General features: G+C 70.0%; 13 protein-coding genes and 1 pseudogene. 8 read left to right on the forward strand and 6 right to left on the reverse strand.

Features of this window, described 5'->3' with window-relative positions; all coding sequences use genetic code 11:
• Positions 1–6 precede the first annotated feature (6 nt).
• On the reverse strand, positions 7–672 hold the full coding sequence (locus tag ACPYN4_RS07145) for a GntR family transcriptional regulator (RefSeq protein ID WP_424445999.1): 666 nt from the start codon (positions 670–672) through the stop codon (positions 7–9).
• A gap of 143 nt (positions 673–815) precedes the next feature.
• On the opposite strand from ACPYN4_RS07145, the gene ACPYN4_RS07150 reads away from it, so the two are divergent.
• Genes ACPYN4_RS07150 through ACPYN4_RS07165 form a run of 4 tightly spaced genes read left to right on the forward strand, consistent with a single transcriptional unit; the run spans position 816 to position 4,294 of the window.
• Positions 816–1,637: an ABC transporter ATP-binding protein gene (locus ACPYN4_RS07150; RefSeq protein WP_424446000.1), complete on the forward strand. Its 822-nt coding sequence runs from the start codon at positions 816–818 to the stop codon at positions 1,635–1,637.
• Positions 1,634–3,256: an ABC transporter permease gene (locus tag ACPYN4_RS07155; protein ID WP_424446002.1), complete on the forward strand. Its 1,623-nt coding sequence runs from the start codon at positions 1,634–1,636 to the stop codon at positions 3,254–3,256. Before ACPYN4_RS07150 ends, ACPYN4_RS07155 begins: the two co-directional genes overlap by 4 nt.
• A 7-nt stretch (positions 3,257–3,263) precedes the next feature.
• Positions 3,264–3,767, forward strand: coding sequence for a GbsR/MarR family transcriptional regulator (locus ACPYN4_RS07160; RefSeq protein ID WP_287270623.1), 504 nt, complete (start codon positions 3,264–3,266; stop codon positions 3,765–3,767).
• The gene (locus tag ACPYN4_RS07165; RefSeq protein WP_424446003.1) at positions 3,764–4,294 is read left to right on the forward strand and encodes a ribonuclease H family protein; all 531 of its coding nucleotides are present in this window, start codon (positions 3,764–3,766) and stop codon (positions 4,292–4,294) included. Before ACPYN4_RS07160 ends, ACPYN4_RS07165 begins: the two co-directional genes overlap by 4 nt.
• A 62-nt stretch (positions 4,295–4,356) precedes the next feature.
• Here the strand turns inward: ACPYN4_RS07165 and ACPYN4_RS07170 are convergent, their stop codons facing one another.
• From ACPYN4_RS07170 to ACPYN4_RS07190, 5 genes and pseudogenes are all read right to left on the reverse strand, one after another.
• Positions 4,357–4,716 (reverse strand): VOC family protein, encoded by a 360-nt coding sequence (locus ACPYN4_RS07170; RefSeq protein WP_424446004.1) that lies wholly within the window; start codon positions 4,714–4,716, stop codon positions 4,357–4,359.
• Positions 4,717–4,801: 85 nt separating this feature from the next.
• Positions 4,802–5,281 (reverse strand): NUDIX domain-containing protein, encoded by a 480-nt coding sequence (locus ACPYN4_RS07175; RefSeq protein ID WP_239282095.1) that lies wholly within the window; start codon positions 5,279–5,281, stop codon positions 4,802–4,804.
• Positions 5,282–5,288: 7 nt separating this feature from the next.
• The gene (locus ACPYN4_RS07180) at positions 5,289–6,302 is read right to left on the reverse strand and encodes an aldo/keto reductase family protein (protein ID WP_239282094.1); all 1,014 of its coding nucleotides are present in this window, start codon (positions 6,300–6,302) and stop codon (positions 5,289–5,291) included.
• Positions 6,303–6,346: 44 nt separating this feature from the next.
• Complete coding sequence (gene rlmN / locus ACPYN4_RS07185) at positions 6,347–7,582, reverse strand: 23S rRNA (adenine(2503)-C(2))-methyltransferase RlmN (RefSeq protein WP_239282093.1); 1,236 nt, start codon at positions 7,580–7,582, stop codon at positions 6,347–6,349.
• 325 nt (positions 7,583–7,907) lie between these two features.
• Positions 7,908–8,672, reverse strand: a pseudogene (locus tag ACPYN4_RS07190) (PTS transporter subunit EIIC); the annotation flags it as partial.
• 122 nt (positions 8,673–8,794) lie between these two features.
• On the opposite strand from ACPYN4_RS07190, the gene cmtR reads away from it, so the two are divergent.
• The 4 genes from cmtR to ACPYN4_RS07210 are packed head-to-tail and all read left to right on the forward strand — an operon-like array spanning position 8,795 to position 12,142.
• Positions 8,795–9,154 (forward strand): Cd(II)/Pb(II)-sensing metalloregulatory transcriptional regulator CmtR, encoded by a 360-nt coding sequence (gene cmtR, locus ACPYN4_RS07195; RefSeq protein ID WP_036297877.1) that lies wholly within the window; start codon positions 8,795–8,797, stop codon positions 9,152–9,154.
• Positions 9,151–11,067, forward strand: coding sequence for a heavy metal translocating P-type ATPase (locus tag ACPYN4_RS07200; RefSeq protein WP_036297919.1), 1,917 nt, complete (start codon positions 9,151–9,153; stop codon positions 11,065–11,067). Before cmtR ends, ACPYN4_RS07200 begins: the two co-directional genes overlap by 4 nt.
• Positions 11,067–11,675 (forward strand): cadmium resistance transporter, encoded by a 609-nt coding sequence (locus tag ACPYN4_RS07205; protein ID WP_036297875.1) that lies wholly within the window; start codon positions 11,067–11,069, stop codon positions 11,673–11,675. Before ACPYN4_RS07200 ends, ACPYN4_RS07205 begins: the two co-directional genes overlap by 1 nt.
• Positions 11,672–12,142 carry a signal peptidase II gene (locus ACPYN4_RS07210; protein ID WP_239282090.1) on the forward strand — a complete coding sequence of 157 codons (471 nt, stop codon included), beginning with the start codon at positions 11,672–11,674 and terminating at the stop codon, positions 12,140–12,142. The genes ACPYN4_RS07205 and ACPYN4_RS07210 overlap by 4 nt, the downstream gene beginning before the upstream one ends.
• Positions 12,143–12,196: the final 54 nt, after the last annotated feature.

A 12,196-nucleotide genomic window follows, 5' to 3' on the forward strand; every position in this document is an offset into this window, starting at 1 on the left:
GGGGTCTTACCTTCCGGTCGTTGAGCGAGCGAAGCGAGACGAAACGTGGTGACCATCCAGGGAGGCGAGGATCGCGGTCAGCGCGTTGTGCAGGTGGACATGGGTGGCGTGGGCGGCGAGATCGCCGTCGCCCTCGCCGATGGCGCCAGCGATGACGCGGTGCTCGGCGACGGATGCCGCCAGACGCTCGGGGTTCTCACGCGCCAGGCGGCGCACCCGGACGAGATGGGTGCGCACGTTCCGCAGCGCCGCGGTGAGGTAGTCGTTCGCCACGGCGGCGTCGATCGCGGCGTCGAACCGGGCGATGAGCGCGTAGTACGCGTCGGGGGTGGCGGCGGCATCCGTCTCGGCGAATTCTGCGGCGAGCGCGGCGAACACCGCGCGGTCGCCGCGGGCGGCGGCCAGGCGCGCGGCCGACTCCTCCAGCGCGCGTCGCACCTCGAACAGTTCCCGGATGTCGCCGGTGTCGAGGTCGCTCACGACGGTGACGTGCGGCGACGCCTGCACGACGAGGCCGTCGGCGGCGAGGCGGCCGAGCGCTTCGCGCAGCGGAGTGCGGCTGACGCCGAGGCGGGCGGCCTGCTCGACCTCGCCGAGGACGGCGCCGGGTGCGAGGGCGCCGGATTGGATCTCGTCGAGAAGCGCCCGGTATGCGCGGTCACTGGCTCTCATCACTCACCTCCTCGTCAGCACGAGTGTATACAAAGCAGACGCGATCTGCGACAGAGTCCCACCTGCGCACACACTTTCGTATACATACAGCGCCGCAATACACACTCTTCATAAATTCATGAAATCGGCGTAGCGTTCGCCGTATGAGCACACCCATCACCACGGCAGGTCTGCGCAAACGTTACGGCCGCGTCGACGCTCTCGACGGACTCGACCTCACCGTCCACACGGGGCAGGTGCACGGCTTCCTCGGCCCGAACGGCGCGGGAAAGTCCACCACCATCCGCATCCTGCTGGGCCTCGCCCGGCCCACTGGCGGCGACGCCCGCGTCTTCGGCGCCGACCCGTGGCGCCACGCAGCCGAGCTGCACCGCCGCATCGCGTACGTCCCGGGCGACGTCGACATCTGGCCGAACATCTCGGGTGGCGAGGCCGTCGACCTGCTCAGCCGCCTGCGCGGCGGCGGGCGTGGCGCGGCCTACGCGGCCGAGAAGCAACGCCTGTGCGACGTGTTCCAGTTCGACCCGCGCAAGAAAGGCCGCGCGTACTCGAAGGGCAACCGGCAGAAGGTCGCGCTCATCGCGGCGTTCGCGGTGCCCGCCGACCTGTACATCCTCGACGAGCCCACCAGCGGGCTCGACCCGCTGATGGAGGTCGTCTTCCAGGACGAGATCGCCCGCGTGCGCGCCGCCGGCGCGACGGTGCTGCTGTCGAGCCACATCCTCTCCGAGGTGGAGCAGCTGTGCGACCGCGTCTCGATCATCCGCCGCGGCCGGATCGTCGAATCCGGCACGCTCGCCGACATGCGCCACCTCACACGCACCGAGGTCTCGTTCGCCGCCGCACTGCCGCGCCTGGCCGTGCTCGGGGTCGAGGGGCTGCGGGTGGCGCCGCCGTCGCTCGAGGAGCTGTTCCTGCGCCACTACGGCGAGGCGGCCCCCACTCCCGCGGAGGCGCACCGATGAGCACGCTCGCCCCGCTGCTGCGGCAGCGCCTGCGGCGCGACGCGGTGCAGCTGAGCATCTGGATCGGCGGGACGACCGCCCTCGCCGCCCTGGGATCGCCCACGGTCCAGAGCTCCTACGGCGACGAGCAGGAGCGCCTGGGGCTCCTCGCGACCGTCCTGGCGAACCCCGTCATCCTGCTCTTCCGCGGGCTGCCCTCGGGGGCGGGCGAAGACCAGATGGTGGTCTTCCTCCTGCTGCCGTGGCTGCTCATCCTCGCGGCGCTCATGAGCTCGTTCCTCGCCGTCCGCCACACCCGCGGCGACGAGGAGGGCGGACGACTCGAGCTGCGGAGCGCGACACCCGCCGGGCGATGGCTGCCGACGGCGGCCACCATGATCCACGGGATCCTCGCGAACGTCGTGCTCGGCGCACTCGTGACGGCGGTGTTCCTGGGGGCGGACGACCCGGTCGCCGGGTCGGTGCTCGTGGGCCTGTCGTGCGCGCTCGTCGGCATCCTGTTCTTCGGCGTCGCGCTCGTCGCCGCGCAGCTCATGCAGACCTCGCGCGGCGCGAACTCGCTGGCCACCTGGGTGCTGGTGGTGACCTTCGTCCTCGCGGGAATCGGCAACGCCCTCGGCACCCCGAGCGATGACCTCACCCGCATGCGCAGCTCGTGGCTCACGTGGGTGTCGCCGTTCGGCTGGGCCGAGAACACCCGCGCCTTCGACGAAGACGCGTGGGGGCCGATCGCCCTGCTCGCCGTCACCGCCGTGGTGCTCCTCGGCGCCGCTCTCGCCCTGCAGGCCGGCCGCGACCTCGGCGGCGCCTACGTGCGCGAGCGCGCGGGCCGTGCCGATGCGCGCGGCTGGTTCTCGTCCAACGGCGCCCTCGTCGGGCGACTCTCGGCATCCGCCATTGTGGGCTGGGTCGTCGGCGGGCTCCTCAGCGGCGTCCTCGCGACATCCCTCAGCGGCGTCGTCACGCAGCTCGGCACCGAGAATCCCGCGGTCGTCGACATCCTGGAGAAGCTCAGCGGCGGCAGCGACGACCTCGAGCGCGGCATCGTCGTGGTGTTCTTCGTGATGGTGGGCATCCTCGCCGCGTGCGCGGGCGTGCAGGCCGTCGCCCGCGCGCGGCAGGACGAGGCCGCCGGCGTCGCCGAAGCCGTCCTCGCGACGCCGGTCGACCTCGTGCGCTGGCTGAGCGCGTACGTCGCGATGGGCCTGATCGCCGCCGTCCTCACGATCGCGGCCGGCGTGGTCGGTGCGCTCGTGGGTGCCGTGTCGGCGACGGATGCCGGGGCTCTCGCCCGCGACGCCGTCATCGCCGGCGCCGGTCAGCTGCTGCCCGCGGCGCTGTTCGTCGGCCTCACCGCCGTCGTGTTCGTCCTCGCGCCGCGGCTGACGATCGCGCTGGGGTGGGTGCTCGTGGCGCTCGGCGCGACGATCGGCTTGTTCGGTCCACTGTTCGGCATGAGCGAGTCGGTCACCCGGCTGTCGCCGTTCGCCGCCGCGCCCGCACCGACCGCGAGCGGCGTCGACGCGAACGGCGTGTGGTGGGTCGCCGCGGTCACGGTCGTCGCCGTCGCCGCGGCCCTGGCTCTCATGCGCCGACGCGAACTGGCCGCTGCGGGATGATGGCGGGATGACGATGCCCGACGAGTCCCCCCACCCCGGCGCCGAGGCCGCCGAGCAGGCGGCGGCGCTCATGACCGCCGCGGGTCTCGCGCGCATGCCCGCGCGCGTCATGATGGCCCTCGTCGGCTCCCCCGACGAGGGCTACACCGCCGCGGAGCTCGCCGACCGGCTGGGAGTGTCGGCGGCCGCCGTCTCCGGCGCCGTGCGCTACCTGCAGTCGATGCGCATGATCGGGCGCATCTCGCGCCCCGGCGACCGCCGCGACCGCTACGAACTCGCCGATGACGCGTGGCACGGCGTCGTCACCAGCGAGTCGCCGCTCTACACCCGCCTCGCCGACCTCATGGATGCCATCGCCGACGACAACCCCGGCGCCCCGGCATCCGTCGCCCGCGCGCGCGACGCCGCGTCGTTCCTCCGCTTCCTCGCCGAGCGGATGCCGCAGCTCGCCGACGAGTGGCGCGCCACCCGTCAGGGCGCCGACGGCGGATCGACTACCGTCGAGGGGTGACCGACAAGACCTACACCGTGGCCACCGACGGCGCCTGCAAGGGCAATCCGGGCCCGACCGGGTGGGCGTGGGTCGGCGAGGACGGGCAGTGGGCGGCGGGGGCGATCCCCGTCGGGACGAACAACATCGGCGAGCTCATGGGACTCCTGAAGGCGATCGAGGATCACGCCGACGTCGCGCACCTCGTCGTGCAGGCCGACTCCAAGTACGCGATCGACACATACTCGTCATGGATGGATGCCCACCGCCGCCGCGGCTGGAAGACCTCGACCGGCGCGCCGACGAAGAACCGCGACCTGCTGGAGCAGCTGATCGCCGTCCGCGACGCCCGGCGTGCGGCGGGCCTGCCCGACGTCGTGCTCGAGCACGTGCGCGGGCATCGCGGGCACGTGCTCAACGAGTGGGCCGACGAGCGTGCCGTCCGCGGCGCCGAGCACGCCGCGAAGGGCACCGCCAGCGCCTGGTCGAGTCTCGGCGGCCTGCACCCGGTGCTCGACGTCAGCGCCGCGCCGACCAAGAAGCGCTGACGAAAAGGCGATGACCGCGAAGCGGTCACCGAGAGGCGCCGACCAAAGAGGCGCCGACCGCGTCAGCCGGTCGTGCCCTCGAACAGCCCGATGTGGTTGCCGTCGGGATCGACGATGACGGCCCACCAGCTCGTGTCGGTGATGTTGCCCTTCGGCAGGGCCACGTAACCTCCCGCGGCGACAGCCTTCTCGACCGTCTCGTCGATCGAGTCCACCTCGACGTACGACCGCGGCTGGGTGAATCCGTCGCTGCGCGGCGCGAGCCCTCCTCCCGAGACGCCGTTCGGCGCCTGCCACATCGGGTAACCCTCGAAGCCCGCCATCTCGGCGATCTGCCAGCCGAACAGGCCCGAGTAGAACTGCGTCGCCTGAGCGAGGTCCGAAACCGGGATGTCGATGTGGGTGATGTCTCCGTGCGCCATGAGGGCTCCTTCCGCCGCGCACAGTCTCCGCCTGAGCCGTCGTCACCACAAGGCCTCCCGAGCGGGGGCGGCGGGACCGCCGGGCTCAGCGGGCCGCGGCGAGCAGGTCCTCCAGCCGATCGAGCGCCGGCCGTTGGCCCTTCACCAGGCGCGGCCGGGCGTCGGGCACCGGTATCCATTCGGCGCGGTCGACCTCGGGAAAGCGCTGCCGGCGCCCGGAGCGGGGCGGCCATTCCATCTCGAACTCACCGAAGACGAAGTCGGATGCCGCGAACATCGCGCCGTCGGCGACGAACACCGTCACGCGCTTGCCGGACGAGTACGCGAACGTGCCGAGTTCGGCGTAGTCGCCGACGGGCGGATCGACGCCGAGCTCCTCGCGGAACTCCCGCCTCGCGGCATCGAGCGCCGACTCACGCTCGGGATCGTATTCCCCTTTCGGAATGGACCAGGCGCCCTCATCCTTCGCCGACCAGAACGGGCCGCCCATGTGGGCCACGAGCACCGATACCCCGCCCGCCGGGGCGACCCGATAGAGCAGGATGCCGGCGCTCACCGTGACCATGCCGGACTCACGCCGGGCGGCTCTTCGGCGACACGGTGTAGGTCTCCTCGGGGTCGACGACCGCCACCGAGGCGAGGGCCTCGTTCACGGCGTCGTAGGCCGCCTGCTCCAGCGTGATGTCGGATGCCTTGACGGTGTCCTCCAGCTGTTCGGGGCGCGACGCACCCACCAGCGCGGCGGCGATGTTCGGGTTGTGCAGAACCCACGCCAGGGCCAGCTGCGGCACCGTGATGCCGGCCTCGTCGGCGATGGGCTTCAGCTTCTGCACCGCCTCGAGCACCTCGTCGCGCAGGAAGCGCTTGATGAAGTTCGCGCCGCTCTTCTCATCGGTGGCGCGCGATCCCTCGGGCACGGGCTTGCCGGGCAGATACTTGCCGGTCAGCACGCCCTGCGCGAGCGGCGACCATACGATCTGCGAGATCCCGAGCTCTTCGGACGTCGGGATGACGCGCTCTTCGATGACTCGCCACAGCGCCGAGTACTGCGGCTGGTTCGACACGAGCTGGAACCCGAGCTCCTTCGACAGTGCGTGCCCTTCGCGCAGCTGCTCGGCGGTCCACTCGCTCACGCCGATGTAGAGCGCCTTGCCCTGGCGGACGATGTCGGCGAACGCCTGCATCGTCTCCTCGAGCGGCGTCTCGTAGTCGTAGCGGTGCGCCTGATAGAGGTCGACGTAGTCCAACTCGAGGCGACGCAGCGACCCGTGGATGCCGTCCATGATGTGCTTGCGCGACAGGCCGGTGTCGTTCGGGCCCTTCTTGCCGACCGGCCAGTAGACCTTCGTGAAGATCTCGAGGTTCTCGCGCTGCTGACCCTTGAGGGCCTTCGCGAGCACGACCTCGGCGGCCGTATTGGCGTAGGCGTCTGCCGTGTCGAACGTCGTGATGCCGAGGTCGAGCGCCTTGTGCACCGTGGCGATTGCCGCGTCGTCACCCACCTGGGAGGCGTGGGTCACCCAATTGCCGTACGTGATCTCCGAGACCTTGAAGCCGCTGTTGCCGAGATAGCGATAGTTGACCATTCCCCAAAACTAACGCCGCGGCGGATGCTGTGGGCCGGCGGCGGTCACACCTCGACGGGGACGGATGCCGCGACCGCGCGGTCTTCCTCAGTGGCGACGAGCTGGCCGCACGCGCCGTCGATCTCCTTGCCGCGGGTGTCGCGGAGGGTCGTCGGAATGCCGGCTTCGTTGAGGCGGCGGACGAACTCGCGCTGCACGTCCTTCTCGGAGGCCGTCCACACTGACCCGGGCGTCGGGTTCAGCGGAATCGGGTTCACGTGCACCCAGCCGCGGCCGCGCTCGTTGAGCTTCGTCGCGAGCAGATCGGCGCGCCACGCGTGATCGTTCATGTCCTTGATCAGGGCGTACTCGATCGACACGCGGCGGCCGGTCTTCTCGAAGTAGCCGCGCGCGGCATCCAGCGCCTCGTCGACCTTCCAGCGCGAGTTGATCGGGATCATCTCGTCGCGCAGCTGGTCGTCGGGCGCGTGCAGCGACAGCGCGAAGGTCACCGGGATGTCCTCGGCTGCGAGTTTGTTGATCGCCGGCACGAGGCCCACGGTCGACACCGTCACGCCGCGCGCGCTCATCCCGAGGCCGTGATCCTTGTCGACCATCGTGCGGACGGCCTGCATCACCCGGTTGTAGTTGGCGAGGGGCTCCCCCATCCCCATGAAGACGATGTTGGTGACGCGCTCGTCGGCGTGCTCGGCGGGGCCCAGCTCACCGGCGCGGATCGCCGCGTTCGCGCGGACGACCTGCTCGATGATCTCCGCCGCCGACATGTTGCGGGTGAGGCCGGCCTGCCCCGTCGCGCAGAACGGGCAGTTCATGCCGCAGCCGGCCTGGCTCGACACGCAGAGCGTGATGCGACCCGGGTAGCGCATGAGCACCGACTCGACGAGGGCGCCGTCGTGCAGCTTCCACAGGAACTTGATCGTGTCGCCGCGGTCGGTCTGTAGGCGGCGGACCTCGGTGAGCAGGTGCGGGAGGAGCCCCGCGACGAGCTCTTCGCGACCGGATGCCGGGAGGTCGGTCATCTGCGCCGGGTCGGACGTGTAATGCTGGAAGTAGTGCTTCTCGATCTGCTTCGCACGGAAGCCCGGAAGTCCCAGCTCCTTCACCTTCTCGACCCGCTGCTCGGGCGTGAGGTCGGCGAGGTGGACCGGCGGCATGCCCTTCTTGGGGGCCGCGAACTGCAGCAGCGGACGCCCCTCGGCATCCTTCTGCTGCGTCCATCCCTCGGTGCGGGGTCGAACCTGGCGCGGCTTGGTGGAGCGCACGGGGGTGGATTCGGTCATGTCTCAAGGGTACCGACGCCACCTGGGCGCACGGCGGGTGCGCGCGGTCCGGGCGGGTCGACGTCGTCGAGAGGAGTCCGCGCCGCGCGCGCACCTGCCCCCACGCAAAGGTGAGCGCGAACGCGAGAAGAGCCGCCGCCGCTCCGGCCGACAGGTACATGCCCCCCGAGCCCGGTGCGATCGACGCGACCCCGAGGACTCCCGCAGCTCCCAGCGTGATGGCTTCGACGTGCCAGCCGGCGAGGATGCCACCGCCGACCGCGGACGCGATGACGGCGGCCACGAGCGGGAACTGCAGCCGCAGCGTGACGCCGAAGATGGCCGGCTCGGCGATGCCGAGCACCGCCGGCAGCCCGGCGCCGGTCGCGAGCGTGCGCAGTCGCGAGTGACGCCGCGCGAGCAGCGCGACCGCGAAGCAGGCGCCCGCTTGCGCGAGGTTGGCGACGCCCGCGATCGGGAAGATGAACGACCCGCCGTCGGCGAGCAGGCTCAGTTTGAGCGACACAAGCCCTTGGTGGGTGCCGGTGACCACGAGCAGCGGGTACACCGCGCCGAACACGACGCCGCCCGCGATGCCCGCCGCGTCGTAGATCGTCACGATGAGATCGGCGAACACGTTGCCGGTCCACCGCATGGTCGGTCCGACGGCAAGAAAGGCGAGGATGCCCGTGACGAGCAGCGTCAGCATGGGCACGAGCAGAAAGCGCGCCGCTCCGCCGATGAGCCGGTTGCACGCGCGCTCGACGAGCGCGAGCACGTACGACACCGCGATGACCGGCACGACCGCGCCCCGGTAGTCGATGCCGAGGACGTCCACGCCCGCGATCGCCCAACTGCCGCCGCCTTCCAGACGCAATGCGGGCAGGACGCCCGAATCGACGATGAAGGGCGCAGCGACCAGCGCCGCACCCATCGCCGCCCCGAGGTAGGGGCTCGCTCCAAACCTCGTCGCGGCGGAGAACCCGATGAGAACGGGCAGCAGCGTGAAGACCCCGATGCCCAGGATTCCGATGAGCGAAGCGGGACCGGCCAACCACGGCAGCAGCGCGACGAGTGAGTCGGGCGCGAACACCCCGGGAGCGCTGAGCACGTTGTGCTGGTAGCGCCGATTGTTGCTGAGTTGCGTATTCAGCGGCTTCCGACTCTTCTCCCAATGAATGGTGGGGCACTGATCACCAATGATTGATCAGCGCTTGCTGTATAGTTCAGTACATGCTGACTATTGCTTCGCGCCTCGACGTCATGAACCGGCTCGGCCGGGCCATGGCGGACCCGACGCGCTCCCGGATCTTGATGACTCTGCTGAACGCCCCGAGCTATCCGGCCGTGCTCTCGCGCGAGCTGGAGCTGACCCGCTCGAACGTCTCGAACCACCTGACGTGCCTGCGTGACTGCGGGATCGTGGTCGCCGAGCCTGAGGGTCGCCAGACGCGCTACGAGATCGCTGACCCGCATCTTGCGGCTGCGCTGGTCGCGCTCGTGGATGTGACGCTGGCGGTCGATGAGCACGCGCCGTGTGTGGACTCGTCGTGCACGGTGCCGGGCTGCTGCGGTACAGGGGCGGACGCGTGAGCGCGGCGTGTAGCTGCGAGCACGAGCCTGCCACTGCGGCGGAGGATGAGACCGAAGAGGTGGAGCGGCCCTGGTGGAGGGACCGTGGGATCATGGTGCCGGTCTTCTCCGGTGTCGCGTTCCTGGCTGGTCTGATCCTTGAATGGTCCGGGCTCGAGATCCCGGCGCTCGTACTGTTCTGGATCGGCCTGCTGCTGGGCGCGTCGACGTTCACTCCTGGCGCGATTCGGAAGCTGTTCAAGGGCAAGCTCGGGATCGGGCTGCTGATGACGATCAGCGCGATCGGCGCGGTCATCCTCGGCTATGTGGAGGAGGCCGCTGCTCTGGCGTTCTTGTACTCGATTGCTGAGGCGCTTGAGGACAAGGCGATGGACCGTGCCCGTGGCGGCCTGCGGGCGCTGCTGAAGCTCGTGCCGGAGACGGCGACCGTGCTGCAGAGCGGCGTCTCTGCGCAGGTGCCGGCGAGGGAGTTGACGGTCGGCCAGGTCATGGTGGTCCGCCCGGGCGAACGGATCGCAACCGACGGGATCGTCCGCTCTGGCCGCTCAAGCCTGGACACCTCGGCGATCACCGGGGAGTCGATCCCCGTCGAGGTCGAGCCCGGGGACGCGGTGTCGGCCGGCGCGATTAACAGCTCCGGCGTGCTGGAGGTCGAGGCGACCGCGGCCGGTACCGATAACTCGCTTACGACGATCGTGGAGTTGGTCGAGAAAGCGCAGACGGAGAAGGGCGAGCGTGCGCGTCTCGCGGACCGGATCGCCCGCCCGCTCGTACCCGGTGTGCTGATTCTCGCAGCGCTCGTCGCGATCATTGGGTCACTGCTGGGCGACCCGGAGGTATGGATCACTCGTGCGCTCGTCGTGCTGGTAGCGGCCTCTCCGTGCGCGCTGGCGATCTCGGTGCCGTTGACGGTCGTTGCCGCGATCGGCGCGGCGAGCAAGTTCGGCGTGATCATCAAGTCCGGCGCGGTCTTCGAGCGCTTCGGCACGGTCCGGCACGTCGCGGTCGACAAGACCGGCACCCTGACCCGTAACGAGCCCGCGGTCACCGCGGTCCTCACTGCGAACGGCATTGCCGAGGAGCAGGCGCTGGCTTGGGCGGCGGCTCTGGAGCAGCACAGCACGCATCCCCTTGCGGCGGCGATCACCGCTGCAGCCCCGGGTGTTCCCGTGGCCGCGGATGTGACCGAGCAGGCCGGGCACGGCATCGACGGCACCGTCGATGGCGCTCGTATCACGGTCGGCAGCCCCCGCTGGCTCGACGCCGGCGAGCTCGGCGACCGGGTTGCAGGGCTTGAGGAGCAGGGCATGACTGTCGTGATCGTGCACCGCGACGAGGCACCGGTCGCGGCGATCGGCGTCCGCGACGAGCTGCGTCCGGAAGTCCCCGAGGTGGTCCGCACGCTTGCGGATCAGGGCGTCGGCATGACGATGCTCACCGGGGACAACGCCCGCACCGCTCGTGCGCTGGCTGCGCAGGCCGGGATCGCTGATGTGCGCGCGGAGCTGCGCCCTGAGGACAAGGCGACCGCGATCGGCGAGTTGTCGAAGGCGGGATCGGTCGCGATGATCGGTGACGGCATCAACGACGCCCCGGCCCTGGCGTCCGCGGACATCGGCATCGCGATGGGAGCGACCGGCTCCGATGCGGCGATCGAGTCTGCGGACGTGGCCTTCACGGGTCATGATCTGCGGCTCATCCCGCGGGCGTTCGATCACGCGCGGCGGGGCCGGCGGATCATCAACCAGAACATCATCCTGTCCCTGCTGATCATCACCGCACTGCTCCCGCTCGCGCTCTTCGGGGTCCTGGGGCTCGCGGCTGTCGTCCTGGTCCACGAGGTCGCGGAGGTCATCGTGATCCTCAACGGCCTGCGCGCCGCACGCACCCGCACACCACGAATGGAAAGCTGATGCTCGCAACCATCGGGTCGGCGATCGGCCTGTTCGCGGCGACCAACATCGACGACATCGTCGTGCTCACCGTGCTGTTCCTCGCCTCCAGCCGGGGAAAGCCGCGACCGTGGCAGATCGTCGCAGGCCAGTACCTCGGGTTCATCACACTCGTCGTGATCAGCGTGATCGCCGCGCTCGGTCTCACGATCGTCCCGGACGAATGGGTCGGCTTCCTGGGTCTGATCCCGCTCGGCATCGGCATCTGGACGCTCATTCGCGGCCTGCGCCGTAACGGCGACGACGATGATGACGACTCCAAGATCACCGCGGTCGGACTATGGGGGGTCGCCGGGATCACGATCGCCAACGGGGCCGACAACATCTCCCTCTACACGCCGATCTTCCGCACCAGCTCGCCCGGCGACGTCGCGGTCATGATCGTCGTGTTCCTGATCCTCGTCGCCGTCTGGTGCGCTGCCGGGCGACTGATCGGCACCCACAAGGCCGTCACCGAAACGCTCGAACGTGTCGAGCACTGGCTCGTCCCCGTCGTGTTCATCGGCCTGGGCCTGTTCATCCTCATTGAATCCGGCGTTATCGTCCGTCTCTTCGAGGCCCTCGCATGACCCCGGACACGAATACCGACGTTGAGTCGGCATCGGCGTCGGGAGAGCGTCCGCAGAGAGGACGCTGGCGGCTCACTGCCTGGGCGCTTCTGATCGCCGTGGTCGTCGTCGTGATCGATCAGGGAACGAAAGTGTGGGCCGAGGCCACCCTGTCGGAGCACGAGCGCATCCCGCTGATCGGCGACCTGTTGGGCCTGCAGCTCGCGTACAACCCCGGCGCGGCGTTCTCCTTCGGGGAGAGCTTCACCTGGGTGTTCGCTCTCATCGCCGTCGCGGCCACGGCCACCGCGATCGTGTTCGCGTTCCGGGTCCGACGCCCCGGGTGGGCGATCGTGATCGGTGCGCTCGGCGGGGCCGCTGCTTCGCACGCCGGCGACCGGCTTTTCCGCCAACGACAACTGGAACGACGCCGAGATGTTCGAGGTGTGCGGCACCGATCGCGATGGGCAACGCCGTGGACGGCGTGAAGGCCCTCGCCGACCAGGTCACGACCGCGATCGACGACGACGGCATCCTGCGCG

Source organism: Microbacterium sp. CH-015, from assembly GCF_049707015.1.
GTDB classification, from domain to species: domain Bacteria; phylum Actinomycetota; class Actinomycetes; order Actinomycetales; family Microbacteriaceae; genus Microbacterium; species Microbacterium aurum.